This is a genomic window from Streptomyces sp. SCA2-17 (genome assembly GCF_044336695.1).
This window is the reverse complement of the sequence record NZ_CP117521.1, coordinates 3,422,122-3,437,430: the sequence shown is the minus strand read 5'-3', so window position 1 is coordinate 3,437,430 and position 15,309 is coordinate 3,422,122. Positions and strand designations below refer to the sequence as shown.

At 73.3% G+C, this 15,309-nt stretch carries 16 protein-coding genes; 13 read left to right on the top strand and 3 right to left on the bottom strand.

The features are described from left to right. Window positions 1-150 precede the first annotated feature (150 nt). The 6 genes from PS271_RS15430 to PS271_RS15405 all read left to right on the top strand — a co-directional run bounded on the left by PS271_RS15430 (window position 151) and on the right by PS271_RS15405 (window position 5,481). Window positions 151-1,014: a Sco1979 family transcriptional regulator gene (locus PS271_RS15430; RefSeq protein WP_106674434.1), complete on the top strand. Its 864-nt coding sequence runs from the start codon at window positions 151-153 to the stop codon at window positions 1,012-1,014. Between the two features lie 86 nt (window positions 1,015-1,100). Then, window positions 1,101-2,558, top strand: coding sequence for an aldehyde dehydrogenase family protein (locus tag PS271_RS15425; protein ID WP_398382441.1), 1,458 nt, complete (start codon window positions 1,101-1,103; stop codon window positions 2,556-2,558). A gap of 103 nt (window positions 2,559-2,661) precedes the next feature. After that, window positions 2,662-3,210 carry a DinB family protein gene (locus PS271_RS15420; RefSeq protein WP_356280995.1) on the top strand — a complete coding sequence of 183 codons (549 nt, stop codon included), beginning with the start codon at window positions 2,662-2,664 and terminating at the stop codon, window positions 3,208-3,210. A gap of 110 nt (window positions 3,211-3,320) precedes the next feature. Further along, entirely contained in the window at window positions 3,321-3,929 is a 609-nt protein-coding gene (locus PS271_RS15415) for a PadR family transcriptional regulator (RefSeq protein ID WP_398382440.1), read from the top strand. 50 nt (window positions 3,930-3,979) lie between these two features. Continuing rightward, complete coding sequence (locus PS271_RS15410) at window positions 3,980-4,576, top strand: TetR-like C-terminal domain-containing protein (RefSeq protein ID WP_398382439.1); 597 nt, start codon at window positions 3,980-3,982, stop codon at window positions 4,574-4,576. Next, entirely contained in the window at window positions 4,576-5,481 is a 906-nt protein-coding gene (locus PS271_RS15405) for an alpha/beta fold hydrolase (RefSeq protein ID WP_398382438.1), read from the top strand. The genes PS271_RS15410 and PS271_RS15405 overlap by 1 nt, the downstream gene beginning before the upstream one ends. Here PS271_RS15405 and PS271_RS15400 read toward each other — a convergent pair. After that, window positions 5,445-5,774 carry a UBP-type zinc finger domain-containing protein gene (locus tag PS271_RS15400; protein WP_398382437.1) on the bottom strand — a complete coding sequence of 110 codons (330 nt, stop codon included), beginning with the start codon at window positions 5,772-5,774 and terminating at the stop codon, window positions 5,445-5,447. The two genes, PS271_RS15405 and PS271_RS15400, sit on opposite strands and share 37 nt — an antisense overlap. A gap of 75 nt (window positions 5,775-5,849) precedes the next feature. Here PS271_RS15400 and PS271_RS15395 point away from each other — a divergent pair, with 75 nt between their 5' ends. From PS271_RS15395 to PS271_RS15385, 3 genes are all read left to right on the top strand, one after another. Further along, window positions 5,850-7,538, top strand: coding sequence for a bifunctional 3'-5' exonuclease/DNA polymerase (locus PS271_RS15395; RefSeq protein WP_398382436.1), 1,689 nt, complete (start codon window positions 5,850-5,852; stop codon window positions 7,536-7,538). 144 nt (window positions 7,539-7,682) lie between these two features. Beyond that, window positions 7,683-8,711, top strand: coding sequence for a rod shape-determining protein (locus PS271_RS15390; protein ID WP_398382435.1), 1,029 nt, complete (start codon window positions 7,683-7,685; stop codon window positions 8,709-8,711). Between the two features lie 137 nt (window positions 8,712-8,848). Beyond that, the gene (locus PS271_RS15385; protein WP_398382434.1) at window positions 8,849-9,304 is read left to right on the top strand and encodes a tellurite resistance TerB family protein; all 456 of its coding nucleotides are present in this window, start codon (window positions 8,849-8,851) and stop codon (window positions 9,302-9,304) included. A gap of 33 nt (window positions 9,305-9,337) precedes the next feature. Here PS271_RS15385 and PS271_RS15380 read toward each other — a convergent pair whose 3' ends face one another. Both PS271_RS15380 and PS271_RS15375 read right to left on the bottom strand, forming a co-directional pair. Then, entirely contained in the window at window positions 9,338-10,447 is a 1,110-nt protein-coding gene (locus PS271_RS15380) for a type III polyketide synthase (protein ID WP_398382433.1), read from the bottom strand. Between the two features lie 128 nt (window positions 10,448-10,575). Then, complete coding sequence (locus PS271_RS15375; protein ID WP_398382432.1) at window positions 10,576-11,901, bottom strand: cytochrome P450; 1,326 nt, start codon at window positions 11,899-11,901, stop codon at window positions 10,576-10,578. A 329-nt stretch (window positions 11,902-12,230) separates the two neighbouring features. Between PS271_RS15375 and PS271_RS15370 the strand changes: the two genes are divergently transcribed. Genes PS271_RS15370 through PS271_RS15355 form a run of 4 tightly spaced genes read left to right on the top strand, consistent with a single transcriptional unit; the run spans window position 12,231 to window position 15,305 of the window. After that, complete coding sequence (locus tag PS271_RS15370; RefSeq protein WP_398382431.1) at window positions 12,231-12,416, top strand: hypothetical protein; 186 nt, start codon at window positions 12,231-12,233, stop codon at window positions 12,414-12,416. Continuing rightward, window positions 12,413-13,219: a hypothetical protein gene (locus PS271_RS15365; RefSeq protein WP_398382430.1), complete on the top strand. Its 807-nt coding sequence runs from the start codon at window positions 12,413-12,415 to the stop codon at window positions 13,217-13,219. The genes PS271_RS15370 and PS271_RS15365 overlap by 4 nt, the downstream gene beginning before the upstream one ends. Beyond that, window positions 13,216-14,163: a DUF6895 family protein gene (locus tag PS271_RS15360; protein ID WP_398382429.1), complete on the top strand. Its 948-nt coding sequence runs from the start codon at window positions 13,216-13,218 to the stop codon at window positions 14,161-14,163. The genes PS271_RS15365 and PS271_RS15360 overlap by 4 nt, the downstream gene beginning before the upstream one ends. Next, the gene (locus PS271_RS15355) at window positions 14,160-15,305 is read left to right on the top strand and encodes a serine hydrolase domain-containing protein (protein WP_398382428.1); all 1,146 of its coding nucleotides are present in this window, start codon (window positions 14,160-14,162) and stop codon (window positions 15,303-15,305) included. Before PS271_RS15360 ends, PS271_RS15355 begins: the two co-directional genes overlap by 4 nt. The last annotated feature ends 4 nt before the right edge of the window (window positions 15,306-15,309 follow it).

Genomic DNA, 15,309 nt, shown 5'->3' with positions numbered 1-15,309 from the left:
GGGTAGCCGGATGCACACTCAATGCACACTCAACGAGGCCCGGAGATGGCAGACTTCACCGCCGGGGGTTGCGGGGGTCGCCCCCGGAGAGGGCGAGAGCGGCGAAAGCGACAAGCCGGGAACGGAACCGGAAGAGGAGGAGTCGCAAAGATGGCCACGAGCGAGTCGAGCGGTTCTGTGGTGCGCCGCATACTCCTGGGCTCCCAGCTCAGGCGGCTGCGTGAGTCGCGGGGCATCACCCGCGAGGCGGCCGGTTACTCGATCCGCGCCTCCGAGTCGAAGATCAGCCGTATGGAGCTGGGCCGGGTGAGCTTCAAAGCGCGCGACGTGGAAGACCTCCTGACGCTCTACGGAGTCACCGACGAGCTGGAGCGCGAGGCGCTGCTCGGGCTCGCCCGCGAGGCCAATGTCGCCGGCTGGTGGCACAGCTACGGCGACGTGCTGCCGGGCTGGTTCCAGACGTACGTCGGGCTGGAGGGCGCCGCCTCGCACATCGGGATCTACGAGGTGCAGTTCGTGCACGGGCTGCTCCAGACGGAGGGGTACGCCCAGGCCGTCGTCGTGCGCGGCCAGCCCGCGGCCGACGAGGCCGAGGTCGAGCGCCGCGTCTCGCTGCGCATGGAGCGCCAGAAGCTGCTGTTCTCGGAGCGCGCCCCGCACTTCCACGCCGTCCTCGACGAGGCCGCGCTGCACCGCCCCTACGGCGGCGAGGCCGTCATGCGCGGCCAGCTCCAGCACCTCATGGACATCTCCGAGCAGGCCAACGTGACCCTGCAAGTGATGCCTTTCGCCCACGGCGGGCACGCGGGTGAGAGCGGCGCCTTCACCATGCTCCGCTTCCCCGAGTCGGACCTGTCGGACGTGGTCTACCTGGAGCAGCTCACGAGCGCGCTCTACCTCGACAAGCCCGATGAAGTGGCGCAGTACGGAAGGGTGATGGAGCGGCTGCACGAGGACAGCCTCTCGCCGCTGGCCACTCGCGACCTGCTGAGGCGGCTGCTCCAACTCATGTAACACATCAGTACGATGACGTCCCATCAGGAGCGCGTTCCGGTTCGGGCGCACGCGTGCGCCCCCGTATCTCCAGGCAGGGATGGCACATGTCCTACTTCGAAGAATTGGCCTTCCAGTACATCGGCGGCGAGTGGCGGTCGGGCACCGGCTCCTGGGACATCGTCGACTTCAACCCGTACAACGGGGAGAAGCTCGCCTCCATCACCGTCGCCGGCGTCGCCGAGATCGACCAGGCCTACCGGGCCGCCGAGCGCGCCCAGCCCGCGTGGGGCGGCACCAATCCGTACAGCCGCCGCCTGGTCTTCGAGCGCGCGCTGCGCATCATCGACGACCGGGAGGCGGAGCTGGCGGCCGCGATCACCGCGGAGTGCGGCGGGACGGCGCTGAAGGCGGCCTTCGAGCTGCACCTGGTGCGCGAGTTCCTGCGCGAGGCGATCCACCTCGCGCTGCGGGCGGAGGGCCGGATCCTGCCGTCGCCGGACGACACCAAGGAGAACCGGCTCTACCGGGTGCCGGTCGGGGTCGTCGGGGTGATCAGCCCGTTCAACTTCCCCTTCCTGCTGTCGGTCAAGTCCGTCGCGCCGGCGCTCGCGCTCGGCAACACGGTCGTCCTCAAGCCGCACCAGAACACGCCGATATGCGGCGGCGGGCTGGTCGCCAAGGTCTTCGAGGAGGCGGGGCTGCCGGCCGGCGTCCTCAACGTCGTCGTCACCGACATCGCGGAGATCGGCGACGCGCTCATCGAGCACCCGGTCCCGAAGGTCATCTCCTTCACGGGCTCCGACAAGGTCGGGCGCCACGTGGCCACGGTCGCCGCCGGCCACTTCAAGCGCACGATCCTGGAGCTCGGCGGCAACAGCGCGCTGATCGTCCTCGACGACGCCGACCTCGACTACGCGGTCGACGCGGCGGTCTTCAGCCGTTTCATCCACCAGGGGCAGGTCTGCATGGCCGCCAACCGGGTGCTCGTGGACCGCTCGGTGGAGCAGGAGTTCACCGAGAAGTTCGTCGCCAAGGTCAGGAGCCTCAAGGTCGGCGACCCCGGCGACCCCGCCACCCACATCGGCCCCCTCATCCACGCCGGGCAGGCGGAGGCCATCGGCGCGCTCGTCGAGCAGGCCGTCGCGGACGGCGCGACCGCGCTCGTACGGGGCGGGGCCGAGGGCACGCTCGTCTCGCCGTCCGTGCTGACCGGCCTGAAGGCCGACGCGGCCATCCTCGGCCAGGAGATCTTCGGCCCGGTCGCGCTGATCCTGCCCTTCGACGGGGAGGAGGAGGCGATCCGGCTGGCGAACGCCACCCCGTACGGGCTGAGCGGCGCCGTCCACACGGGGAACGTCGAGCGCGGCGTACGGGTGGCCAAGCGCATCGACTCCGGGATGATCCACGTGAACGACGGGACCGTCCACGACGAGCCGATCGTGCCCTTCGGCGGGGAGAAGGCGTCGGGGGTGGGGCGGCTGAACGGGGACGCGATGGTGGACGCGTTCACGACGACGAAGTGGATCTCGATCCAGCACGGGCGGACGAGGTTCCCGTTCTGAGGCTCACTTCTCGTCAGATGCGGGATGTAGGACGGATTCTGACCTCATGGGGCCGTAGATTCGGGCCATCAGCCGGACAGAGCGACGGAAGAAGGCGGACCCCATGGTCATGCACGTCATCGAGAAGGACCCCTCCGACGAGCGCGGCACGCTGCTGGCCTTCGTGGAGGCCCAGCGGGGCGGCCTGCGCAGAGCACTGCTCGGGCTGACCGACGAGCAGGCCGGGCAGCGGCCGAGCGCCAGCGAGCTGAGCCTCGGCGGGCTCGTCAAGCACGCGGCCGAGGTCGAGCAGATCTGGGTGCGGATGGCCCAGGGCCGGGAGCCCGACACCAAGCGGGAGCAGTCGACGTGGGGCGACAGCTTCCGGCTGACCGACGGGGAGACCGTCGCCGGGGTGCTCGCCTTCTGGGAGCGGGTGACCGCGGAGACGGAGGAGTTCATCCGCTCCGTGCCCAGCCTGGAGGACACGTTCCCGCTGCCCGCCGCGCCGTGGTTCCCGGCGGACAGCCGGGTGTCGATGCGGTGGCTGCTCCTGCACCTGGTCGAGGAGTTCGGGCGGCACGCCGGGCACGCGGACATCGTCCGCGAGTCGCTCGACGGGAAGACGGCGTTCGAGCTGGTGGCGCTCGCGTCCGGGGACGAAGAGGTCTGAGGTAGGACCAGGTAGGACAAAGGGGTTCGAGCGGCCCGCCCGGCCACGTTCCGCCTACTCTGTCAATCGGAGGCGGCTGAGCAGGTGGAACGAGGGGAACTGAGGGCGCGATGTCGGCGATCCGGCTGCTGGTCCTGGGCTCCGTGCGGCAGCACGGGCGGGCGCACGGCTACCAGGTCCGCAGCGACCTGGAGCTGTGGGGCGCGCACGAGTGGTCCAACGCCAAGCCCGGCTCGATCTACCACGCGCTCAAGGCGATGGCGAAGCAAGGCCTGCTCATCGCCCACGACACGGCCCCGAGCGAGGCCGGCGGCCCGCCCCGTACGGAGTACGAACTGACGCCGGACGGCGAGGCGGAGTACTTCCGCCTGCTGCGGCACGCCCTCTCCGCCCACGACGAGAAGACCGACGTCCTCACGGCCGGCGTGGGCTTCCTCACCGACCTCCCGCGCGCCGAGGCCGTCGCCCTGCTGCGGCAGCGGATCGCGGCCCTGGAGGAGTGGCGCGAGGAGATCCGCCGCCACTGGACCCCGGCGGAGGGCGAGGACTGGGGCCACATCGCCGAAATCATGGGCCTCTGGATCCACACGGCGGAGACGGGCGACGCGTGGACCCGCGGCCTGATCGAACGGCTGGAGGCGGGGGCGTACGAGATGGCGGACGAGCGGGCCGGCGGGGCGCCGGACCGGACGGCCGGCGAAAACAACTCCAGCAAATGATCAAGGGGTGCTAGCCTCCTTCCTAGAGGTCCTAGGAAAGGGGTTGTGCCATGGTGCGCGCTGGGCTCACCGCCGCCAAAGTGACGGCCGCCGCCGCCGAGATGGCCGACGAGGCCGGGCTCGACAAGGTCACCGTCTCCGCGCTCGCGCGCCGGCTCGGCGTCAAGGACGCGAGCCTGTACTCGCACGTGAAGAACCTGCGCGACCTGCGCGTCCGCATCGGGCTGCTGGGCTCCGAGGAGATGACCGAGCGCATCGGCGCGGCGGTCGCGGGGCGCGCCGGCAAGGACGCGCTCGTCGCCTTCGCCGACGCCTACCGGGGCTACGCCCTCGACCACCCCGGCCGCTACGCCGCGACACAGATGCGGTTCGAGCCGGAGGAGGTCGCCGGCTCCGCCGGCTTCCGCCGCAGCATCGAGCTGACCTACGGCATGCTGCGCGCCTACGACCTCGCCGAACCGGACCTGACCGACGCGGGCCGCCTGCTGCGGAGCACGTTCCACGGCTACATCCACCTCGAACTCGGCGGCGGCTTCGGCCACTCGCGCGACGTCGGGGCGTCCTGGGCGCGTTCGCTCGACGCGCTCCACCGGACGCTGGAGAACTGGCTGGCCCGAGAGACGTCCCGAGAGACGGGGAACACGTGATGAACGACCTCACCCACCTCACCACCGGCACCCTCGACGTGCCCGGCGCCACCCTCTACTACGAGCAGCGCGGCAGCGGGCCGGTCCTGCTGCTGATACCCGGCGCGGGTGCCGACGCCGGCCTGTACAAGGCGGTCACCAGGAGCCTGACGGACCGGTACACCGTGGTCTCCTTCGACCCGCGCAGCATGTCCCGCAGCCCGCTTCACGGCCCCGTCGCCGACCAGCAGGTGGCCGTATGGAGCGACGACGCGTACCGGCTGCTCGAACTCCTCTCACCGGACGAGCCCGCCGACGTGCTCGGCTGCAGCGCGGGCGCGATCGTCGCCCTCGACCTGCTGGCCCGGCACCCCGGCCGGGTGCGGCGGGCCGTCGTCCACGAGCCGCCGCTCGTGGAGCTCCTGGAGGACCCCGCGCCGCACCGGGCCCTGTTCGCCGAGGTGCGCGAGACGTTCCGCAAGGAGGGGGCCGGCCCCGCCATGGCCCGCTTCAGCGAAGGGCTCGGGGGCGACCGGCCGTCCGAGCAGCACGCGGCCGAACTGCCCCCGGAGATCCAGGAGATGGCGCCCCGCATGTACGCCAACCTCCCGGTCTTCCTGGAGCACGTCCTCTGCCCGTTCACCGGGTGGTCCCCGGATGTCACCGCTCTCCGCGACACCGCGCACAAGCTGGTCCCGGCGGCGGGCCGGGAGTCGCGCGAACAGGTGGCGCTGTACGGCCCCGCCGCCCGCCTGGCGGAGCTGACCGGCAGCCCGCTGGCGGAGTTCCCGGGCGGCCACCTGGGCGTCACCGAGCGCCCGGCGGAGTTCGCCGCGCACCTGCTGGCCGCGCTGGCGAGGGAAACCCGCCCGGCCGCACCCGCGGCCGGCTACGCGCCCGGCACCAGCAGCAGCTCGTCCGCGTAGCACCACGCCCATTCCTCGCCCGGTTCGAACGACCGGGCGAGGTCGTGTCCGGGCACAGTGTGCGCGTGGGCGCTGGCGTGCCGGTTCGGGGAGCTGTCGCAGCAGGAGACGTGGCCGCAGACCAGGCACTCGCGCAGGTGCACCCACGTGCCGCCCGTGCGCAGGCAGTCCTCGCAGCCCTTCGTCGTGCTCGGGGTGACGTCGGCGGCCGCCTCGCCGAGGTGGGCGCAGTCCCGCCGGGTCGGGCGGCCCTCGACGTCCGCCGCCACCTGCCAGGTTCCGGTTCCGGTCATACCCCCAACGTAGCCCGGAACTCGCAACCCCGCAGGTCAGGGCGATTGTCAGTGCCTGCTGGCAGGATCTTTTCCGTGAGGCTGGCAGTGGCGGAGACGGGCGACGGGGGTGTCCGTCTCCGCGCCGTCGACCTCGCGGGGGAGCCCGCCGGGCCGGTCGAGTCGGCGGGCAGCCTGGCCGAGGCGGTACGGGCGCGGCCGGGGGTCGAGCGGTGGGTGTGGCGGTCCACCGCTCAGCATTACCCGCAGTTGCTCGCGGCGGGCCTCCGCGTCGAGCGGTGTTACGACGTGGAGGCCGCCGAGAGCCTGCTGATCGGGCACGAGGAGGGTCAGTCCGGGCAGCCGCGGTCGCTCGCCGCGGCGTGGGCGCGGCTGCGCGGGCTGCCCGTGCCAGCCGATCCGCCGCCGCGCGCGGCCGGCGGGCAGCCGTCGCTGTTCGAGCCGGGGCCGGTGCCGCTGCCGCCGGGCACGGATCCGCTCGACGCCCTGATCGAGGTCCACGCCGCGCAGCTCGCGCGGGCGCGGGCGGCCGAGCACCCCGGCCGGCTCCTGCTGCTCCTCGCCCTGGAGTCCGCGGGCACCCTGGTCGCCGCCGAGCTGAACCGCGCCGGCCTGCCGTGGCGCGCCGACGTCCACCGCGCGCTCCTGGACGAGCTGCTCGGCGAGCACTTCCCGGGCGGTCTGGAGCCCCGGCGGCTGGCCGAGCTGGCGGAGGCCGTCTCGCACGCCTTCAGCAAGGACGGCGAGGAAGTCCGCGTACGGCCCGATCTGCCCGCCGACATCGTCCGGGCCTTCGCGCGCCAGGGCATCGCCCTGTCCTCCACGCGCGCGTGGGAGCTCAAGGAGCTCGACCACCCGGCCGTGGAGCCCCTGCTGGAGTACAAGAAGCTGTACCGGCTGCACACCGCGCACGGCCGCTCCTGGCTGCAGACGTGGGTGCGCGACGGCCGCTTCCGCGCCGAGTACGTGCCGAGCGGCTCCGTCTCCGGCCGCTGGACCACCAACGGCGGGGGCGCCTTGCAGATCCCGCGCGTCGTGCGGCGCGCCGTCGTCGCCGACCCCGGATGGCGGCTGGTGGTCGCCGACGCCGATCAGCTGGAGCCGCGCGTCCTGGCCGCCGTCTCCCGCGACCCGGGCCTGATGGAGGCCGCGAGCGGCGAGCGCGACCTGTACGCGGCGCTGTCCGACCGGGCCTTCGCCGGCGACCGCGAGCGGGCCAAGCTCGCGCTGCTCGGCGCGGTCTACGGCCAGACCTCCGGCGACGGCCTGAAGCACCTCGCCGACCTGCGCCGCCGCTTCCCCGCGGCCGTCGCCCTCGTGGACGACGCGGCGCGCGCGGGCGAGGAGGGCCGCCTCGTCCGCACCTGGCTCGGGCGCACGTGCCCACCGGCGTCCACCGCCCCGCCCGACGAGGCCGGCATCCCGCAAGGCGCCGAGGAGGAGGCCCCGCCCGGCTACGGCAGCACCCCGGCCGGCCGGGCCCGCGGCCGTTTCACGCGGAACTTCGTCGTGCAGGGCAGCGCCGCCGACTGGGCCCTGGCCCTGCTCGCGGCCCTGCGCCAGGAGCTCGCGGGGCTCCGCGGCGAGCTCGTCTTCTTCCAGCACGACGAGGTCATCGTGCACTGCCCCGAAGCCGAGGCGGCCACCGTCAGCGAGGCGATCCGCACGGCCTCGGCCCGCGCCGCGCACGTCGTCTTCGGGGACACCCCGGTGCTGTTCCCGTTCACGACGGCCGTGGTGGAGTGCTACGGCGACGCGAAGTGACCCCGGCCCCCGGCCGGACACGACCCCCCGTGCGGACCAGCCCAGCGCGCAGCGCGGCCTCCCGCCGCGCACGATGAGCCCAGGGGCGCCCGGCGGCGGCGGCCCGACCGTGACCCCCGACCGCCGCTCAGGTGAGGCCCTGTCATGACGTCCTTCAGCCTTGAGCAGGTGCGCCGGTGCACCGTCGCCGTGGACCTCGGCGCCGCCCGCACCCGGGTCTACCTGCGCGACAACGGCCTGATCGTGGACGAGCCGAGCATCGCCGCGATCAACACCCGTACGGGCTCGCTGATCGCGGTCGGACAGCTCGCCGAGGGCATGGCGGGGCGCACTCCCGCCCACATCAGCGTCGTCCGGCCGATCTCCGGCGGCACCGTCGTCGACATCGAGATGGCCCAGCGGATGCTCCGCAGCCTCGTCAGCGACAAGGTGCGCCGCGCCTGGCGGCGCAAGCCGATGCTGCGCGCCGCGGTGTGCATCCCGCACGACGCGGACCCGCTCGCCCGCCGCGCCGCCGTCGAGACCCTGATGGGCCTGGGCACGCGGCGCGTGGAGCTGGTCGACACCCTCATCGCCGCCGCCGTGGGCTGCGGGCTGCCCGTCGAGCAGCCCGAGGCGACGATGATCGTGGTGTGCGGGGCGGCGTCCACGCAGGTCGCCGTCCTGTCGCTGGGGGCGATCGTGGCGGCGGAGAAGGTGCTGGTCGGCGGCGACGCCATGGACTACGCGGTCGTGGAGTACCTGCGCAGCCGCCACGAGCTGATGCTGCCGACGCAGGGCCTGCGCCCGCTGCGCCTCGCACTGGCCGCGGAGCCCATGCAGGAGAGCGCCGAGGTCCGCGGCCGGGACGTGGCGACGGGCCTGTCCCGTACGGTCCTGGTGAACACCAGCGACGTCCGCGAGGTCATGCACACGCCGCTGACCGCCGTCCTGGACGCGATCGGCCGCGTGCTGCGCGCCTGCCCGCCGGACCTCGTGGCGGACCTGGTCGACCGCGGTGTGATGCTCGCGGGCGGCAGCGCGGTGCTGCCCGGCCTGGACCGGATGATCGAGGACGCCACGGGGATGATCGTGCGGATCGCGGCCCACGCCGACGTGTGTTCCGTGCTCGGGCTCGGCGCGATGATGGAGGGCAAGGTGCAGCCGCTGCACCTGGATCCGCTGGCGTCGTAGCAACTCGACGTCGCAGCAACTCGACGTCGTAGCAACTCGCCGCACGGCGCGCCGCTTTGTCGCTTTGGGAACTTCCGTACCCCTCTCCCCCGTTCTCCCCGTACACCCCCGTTGTGATGTATGAGGAGAAACAGCAAATGGCGCTCTGGGACCGGCTCAAGGACTCCGCGACGACGATGCAGGGTCAGCTGGTGGCGAAGAAGAACGAGCTGAAGAGCGGCGCGTTCCGGGACGCGAGCATGGCCATGTGTGCCCTGGTGGCGGCCGCCGACGGTTCGATCGACGCCTCGGAGCGGCAGCGCGTCGCCTCGCTGATCGCCACCAACGAGGTGCTGCAGAACTTCCCGGCCGACGACCTCCAGGCCCGCTTCAACGACTACTGCCAGAAGCTCACGGCCGACTTCGACTTCGGCAAGGTCAGCGTGATGCAGACCATCGGCAAGGTGCAGAAGAAGCCGACCGAGGCCCGTGCGGTCATCCAGATCGGCGTCGTCATCGGCGGCGCCGACGGCGACTTCGACAAGACCGAGCAGGCCGTCGTACGCGAGGCGTGCTTCGCGCTGGGCATCAACCCGGCCGAGTTCGACCTCTGACGGTCAGGCCTCCGGCCGTCCCCTGAAGCGCGCTCAGGCGGGCTGCGGCATCGGCGATACGGGCGGTGTCCGCCGCCCCTCGTCCTCGCCCCGGCCCGCCGTGGTCCACGTCCCCAGCGCGATCTCCGCGGTGATGCCGGGGCCGAAGCCCGCGATGATGCCGCGGGCGTTGTGCGGCGCGCCGCCGTCGGCCCAGAGGCGCTCCAGGGCGTCGAAGATGACGGCGCTGGCGATATTGCCCCGCTCGGTGAGCGTGGCGCGGCTGTAGCGGAACCATTCGGGCGCGAGGTCGAGGTATTTGCACAGGTCGTCGAGGATCCTCGGCCCGCCCGCGTGGACGATGTAGAAGCCCAGGCCGGAGACGTCCCAGTCGTGGGGCTCGGCCATGTCGCGCATGGCGGGGGCGAGCATGGCCATCGTGCCCGGCACCCGCTTGTCCAGCAGGAAGTGGAATCCGGTGTCGCGGACCGCGTAGGAGATCCAGCTCTCGGTGTCGGGCACGAGGTGGGAGCCGTTGCGCTCCAGGTGCACGCCCTCGCCGCCCTCGCCGCGCACCACGGCCGCGGCCAGGGCGTCGCCGAAGAGGCCGTTGGACAGGAGATTGCCGACGCCGAGGTCGGTGGGCTGGTAGAGCAGCGAGCAGAACTCGCAGCAGACGATGAGGGCGTTGGCCCCGGGGTAGGCGGTGCAGAAGTCGTGCGCGCGGTTGATGGCCGCGCCGCCGGCCGCGCAGCCGAGCTGGGCGATCGGCAGCTGTCTCGTCGTGACCGGGAAATCCATGTTGTTGATCAGCCAGGCCGTCATGGACGGCATCATGAATCCGGTGCACGAGGCGTAGACGATCAGATCGATGTCGCGTGACGTCAGCTGGGCGTTCTCCAGGGCCCGCCGGACGACGCCGGGGACACGGGCCTTGGCCTCGGTCTCGTAGAGGTTGTTGCGCCAGGTGAATCCGGGGTGCTTGAGGGTGTCCTCAATGGGCTGGAGGATGTGCCGGGTCTGGACTCCGGTGTTGCCGATCAGACGCAGCGCCAGCGGCAGCTGCGGATGGTCGGCGTGCAGCGTCCGGGCCAGGTGCAGGGTCTCCTCCATCGTGATGACGTGCTCGGGTACGGCGATGGCCGGTCGGCAGAGCGTTGCCATGACTGCCTCCTTACCAGGGACTTACCGGTCCAGGGGACTGACCGGGTGACTTACCGGGCGACGGGGCGTCGCCTTTGTGCGGGCGGCGGGCCCCGGCGCCCCCGTCGGGGTGCCGGAGGCCCGTCGCACTACCAGGCCACGGGGAGGGCGAGCGGGAAACGCCAGATGGAGCCGGTGTTCCACCGCACTTCCTCCGCCGGGACGGCCAGGCGGAGTGCGGGAAAGCGGGTGAGCAGCGTGCCGATGGCGACCTGGAGCTCCATGCGGGCCAGCCGGGCCCCCAGGCAGTGGTGCGTGCCGTGGCCGAAGGTGAGGTGGGCGGGGGCGTCCCGCCGCGCCAGGTCCAGCTCGTCGGGGCGGTCGTAGACGCGCTCGTCGCGGTTGGCGGCGAGGTAGGAGACGTGGACGGTCTCGCCCGCGCGGATGGTGACGCCGTCCAGCTCCACGTCCTCCGTGGCCTGGCGGGGGATGCCCACGCCCTGCCGGTACGGGATGAAGCGCAGGAGCTCCTCGATCGCGGAGGGCAGCAGCTCGGGCCGGGCCCGCAGCAGCTCCAGCTGCGCGGGGTGGGTGAGCAGGGTGTAGACGATGTTGCTGATCTGGTGGGCGATGGTGTTGTGGCCGGTGACGAGCAGGAGCATGCCCATCACCGCGACCTCGCGGGCGTCCAGCAGCTCGCCGTCCTCGCGGACCGCGGCCAGGGCGCTGAGCAGGTCGCTCCCGGGGTGCCGGCGGCGGGCCGCGGTCAACTCGGCGAAATACGCGCGGAGTCCGGCCTTCCCCTCGGCGGCCGCGGCGCCGTCGGGGGTGCCGGGCGCCATCATCGCCGTCGCCCAGCGGCGCAGCGGGGCGCGGTCCGGGCCGGGGACGTCCAGCAGCTCGAAGACGGTGTCGAGCGGGAGGGGGGCGGCCAGCCAGTCGGAGACGTCGGCCGGGGAGCCGTGGTCGGCCATGGCGTCGAGCAGGCCGTCGACCGTGCGCCGGGTGCGCGGGCGCAGCTCCTCGACCCGGCGGTCGCCGAACGCCGCGGCCACCAGGCCGCGCAGGCGGCTGTGGGCCGGCGGATCCATGAGGTTGATCGAATCGACGTGGTCGACGAGGTCGGGCGTGACGCGCGGGAGGTCGCGGCCGATCAGGGCGGCGCGGCTGAAGCGGGGGTCGGAGGTGACCGCGCGGACGTGCTCGTGCCGGGTGACGAGCCAGGCGGCACGGGCGGCGGGGCCGTCTGAGGGGGATTCGCGGCCGGGACCGGGGCCGGGGGCCGGACCGGAAGCGGGACCGGAGCCTCCGGAAGCCGCCGGGCCGTCGTCCGTGGCGTCGCCCGCGCCGTCCCCGCGGGGCATGGGGATGCGGGTGATCGGCGGCTCGCTCCGCAGCCGGGCCAGGAAGGGATCGAACTCCAGGGCCTCATCGTGGCGGAACGGACAGGTCCACACCGACTCGGAGGTGGTCATCGAAGACTCCCATCCCAAGGGCCCCGCCCCGGAGAGCGTGCCAGCTTATTTTCAGACCATGCCGCACCAATGACTCCGCCACACCCCAGCCTTCGCAGTTCACCCGAATGGTGGAAATTTCGGAGAATCACCCGTCGCATCCCCCACTTTTCCCTTCTTCCTCACCACTCCCCCAGGCTCCGCTCCGGCGCCCTTCCGCGCGCCCCTGATTCCCCCGGCCGACCGGCGTGTCCTGGGCCGGACTTCACACAGAGCATGCTTAGCCTCATTTGTCCGACATCACTGATTAAGTGATGAATTTACCTGCATCGCCTCAGGAGGCGCCGCACATGCTCACCCAAGAATCCCTTCGACCCCTCGCGTCCCCCGCCGGGTCGGCCGCGATCGGCTCCCTGATGGTGGAGCCGGAAGCAGCCGTCAGCGGCGCTCCCCTGCCCGCGCCGGAGGCCGCGGGCTTCCTGCTCGCCCTCCTCCTGCTGTCGCCCAAGGAGCCGAAGGAGCCGAAGGGCAAGTGAGTTCCCGTTCGGCCTACGCCGCGGCGGCCGACGAACTGGCCTCCCGCGTCCTCCGCGCCCTCCGGGGCACGGAGGACGCGGGGGGTACGGCCCTCGTCACCCCGCACCTCGACAGCGCCCCCGGCGCCTCCGGCTCCCCGGACTTCCCCGACTCCCTCGACTCCCCCGGATCGCTGGCGGCCCTTGCCGCCGTCCGGGTGATCGGGGCCGACACCTTCACGCCGCACGTCCTCACCGGCGCCCCCTTCCACGCCTCCGACGCGGCCGCCGTGGCGCGCGCCTTCGAGGCGTTCCCCGTGCCCGGCCACGGCCCCTCCGCCCCGGCCGACGAGCGCACCGCCGCCTGGCGCGACTGGGCGACCGCGCAGCTCCTGGCCCGTACGCGCGGCTACGCGGGCAACCCGGTGCCCGCCACCCTGCCCGAAACGCGCGACGACCTGACGGACACCACCGACTGGCAGCGCTGGTCCGTCCGGATGGCCCAGCTTGCGCCGCTCGCCACGCCCGCCCTGGAAGGCCCCGTCCGGGACGCCGCCCGCGACGCCGCCCTCCCCCTGAGCCGCGGCCTGACCCGCTCCGTGCTGCGCCGCGACTTCCCCACGGCCGTGCGCCTGCTGCGCTGGCTCGCCCTGCTCCGCCATGACGGCATCGCCCTGCCCCTGGAGCCGGAACCCGTCCTCGACCACATCCGGCTGCTCGGCGGCGCGGGCCCGCGGACGGCGCTCGACCTGGCGGTCGCCGCCCACCTGCTGAACGGCCGGACCGAAGACGTACGCAACGAGCCCACGGAGACGCCGGCATGACCCCTTCCGCTCCCGCCTCCGCCCCCGCCGCGATCCCCGCGCCCGTGACGGCGGCCGCGCGCGCCATGGCCGACCGCGCGCTGTCCTGGCTGCACGCCCACCGCGCGCTCGGCGCGCTCCCGCCCGGCACCACCGAGGAGCTCGCCGACCCCGACGGCGTCTACAAGCCCCTGGGCGAGACCACGCTCGCCGCCTCCATCATCCTGCGCGACGGCATGGCCGGACCCGGCCAACTGGCCGCGGCCCAGAGCCTCATGGACTTCACCTGGCTCCAGCTACGCAAGGGCGACATGCTCTACGAACGCCAGCTGCGCCACACCCTGATGACGGACCCGCTGGAGATGTACGCGCACTTCGTGCGCTGCGGCTACCGGCACGCGGACATGGACCGGCTGCTGGCCCACCGCGTCCGGCTGCGCTCGGTGCACAGCACCGAGCTGCTGCCCAACCGCCGCCTCGCCGTGGCCAACGCCGCCCGCATCACCGGCCTCGACCACGGCGAGGACTTCGAGGCGCTCGCCCGCGCCACGTGGCTGGGCGCCACCCCCGAGCCCTGGGCGATCAACTGGATCACCGCCTACGCGATGACCCACACCGTCTTCCACCTGACCGACTGGGGCGGCCGCCCCGAGGGACTCCCCGCCGACCTCACCGCGTACGTCCGCACCTGGCTGCCCGTGTGGATCGACATCTGGCGCGAGGTCCGGCAGTGGGACCTCGTGGCCGAACTCCTCATCGTGGGCGCCTCTTTGTCCGAGCCCTACTGCCGGCCGGAGGACTGGGAGGCCATGGCCGCCCTGCAACACGAGGACGGCCTGATGCCCGCCGACGGCGACCCCGTCGACGAGGACCCCGTCCGCCGGTACAAGGAGCACCAGCACACCACCGTCGTGACCGCCGTGGCGGGCTCCATCGCCCTGGCCCGGGCGGCACGAGCCCGGTGACGGAGCCCCTGGAGACGCCGGCAGCCCGGACGCCCGCGCTGTCCGCCGCGGCGGCGGAAGCGGCGGCCGCCGCGGAAGCGGCCGCGGAGGGCGTCACCGCGCCGCCGCTGAACGCCCTGCTGCTGCCCCTGCCCGACGCCGCCCGGGGCGCGCGCGCCGTCGCGGTCGCCGCGGTGCGCGGCGACGAGCAGATCATCGTCTGCCGAGGGCCCGCCGAGGAGGACACCCGCTTCGAGACCGGGTCGCTCACCAAGACGTTCACCGCGCTGCTGCTCGCCGAGCTGGCCGCCCGCGGCGAGGTCCGCTACGACGACCCCCTCGACCGCTACCTGCCGCCCGGTGCCCGCCGCGTCCCCGGCCCTCCGCTCACCCTCCTCCACCTCGCCACGCACACCGCGGGCCTGCCCCGGCTGCCCCCCGGGATGCTCGCCCGCTCCGTCCGCACGGGATGGTTCCGCAACCCGTACGCCGCCTTCACCACGGACGACCTGCTGGCGGCGCTGCCCCGGACGCGGCTGCACCACCGCCCCGGCACCCACGTGCGCTACTCCAACTACGGCGTGGGCCTGCTCGGCCTCGCCCTGGCGCGCGCGGCCGGCGGCGGGCCCGGCGACTACCCGGCGCTGCTCGGCGAGCGCGTCCTGGACCCGCTCGGCCTGGCCGACACCGACTGCGACCCCGCCCGCCCGCAGGTCGTGGGCCACTGGCACGGCCGGCCCCGGCCGCCCTGGCTCGTCCCCGGGCTGCCCGGCGCGGGCGCGCTGCGCTCCAGCGCGCGGGACCTGCTGCGCTGCCTGACGGCCCTGCTCGCGCCCGAAGCGGCCGCCCCGCCCAGCCTGCGCGTCGCCCTTACGGAGGTGCAGCGGCCCCGGCTGGCGCTGCGGCGCTCGGGGCGCCGCCTGTGCCTCGTCTGGAACCTGCGCATGCGGCCCGGCGGGCCGCTCCTGCACCACTCCGGGGGCACCCGCGGCTGCACGGCCTTCGCCGGCTTCGCACCCGGCTCGCGCACCGGCCTCGTAGCCCTGGCGGACACGTCCCCGGCCCCGGCGGGCGCCTTCATCCAGGCGGCGTACGGGACGCTGTGCGGGCTGGGCGAGGACGGCCCCGGGCACGACGTCCTGAAGCAGGGCCTGCGGCGGTAGGGCG

Coding starts and splice junctions, on each gene's coding strand:
- PS271_RS15430 (WP_106674434.1), top strand. CDS start 151: ATGGCCACGAGCGAGTCGAGCGGTTCTGTGGTGCGCCGCATACTCCTG.
- PS271_RS15425 (WP_398382441.1), top strand. CDS start 1,101: ATGTCCTACTTCGAAGAATTGGCCTTCCAGTACATCGGCGGCGAGTGG.
- PS271_RS15420 (WP_356280995.1), top strand. CDS start 2,662: ATGGTCATGCACGTCATCGAGAAGGACCCCTCCGACGAGCGCGGCACG.
- PS271_RS15415 (WP_398382440.1), top strand. CDS start 3,321: ATGTCGGCGATCCGGCTGCTGGTCCTGGGCTCCGTGCGGCAGCACGGG.
- PS271_RS15410 (WP_398382439.1), top strand. CDS start 3,980: ATGGTGCGCGCTGGGCTCACCGCCGCCAAAGTGACGGCCGCCGCCGCC.
- PS271_RS15405 (WP_398382438.1), top strand. CDS start 4,576: ATGAACGACCTCACCCACCTCACCACCGGCACCCTCGACGTGCCCGGC.
- PS271_RS15400 (WP_398382437.1), bottom strand. CDS start 5,774: ATGACCGGAACCGGAACCTGGCAGGTGGCGGCGGACGTCGAGGGCCGC.
- PS271_RS15390 (WP_398382435.1), top strand. CDS start 7,683: ATGACGTCCTTCAGCCTTGAGCAGGTGCGCCGGTGCACCGTCGCCGTG.
- PS271_RS15385 (WP_398382434.1), top strand. CDS start 8,849: ATGGCGCTCTGGGACCGGCTCAAGGACTCCGCGACGACGATGCAGGGT.
- PS271_RS15380 (WP_398382433.1), bottom strand. CDS start 10,447: ATGGCAACGCTCTGCCGACCGGCCATCGCCGTACCCGAGCACGTCATC.
- PS271_RS15375 (WP_398382432.1), bottom strand. CDS start 11,901: ATGACCACCTCCGAGTCGGTGTGGACCTGTCCGTTCCGCCACGATGAG.
- PS271_RS15370 (WP_398382431.1), top strand. CDS start 12,231: ATGCTCACCCAAGAATCCCTTCGACCCCTCGCGTCCCCCGCCGGGTCG.
- PS271_RS15360 (WP_398382429.1), top strand. CDS start 13,216: ATGACCCCTTCCGCTCCCGCCTCCGCCCCCGCCGCGATCCCCGCGCCC.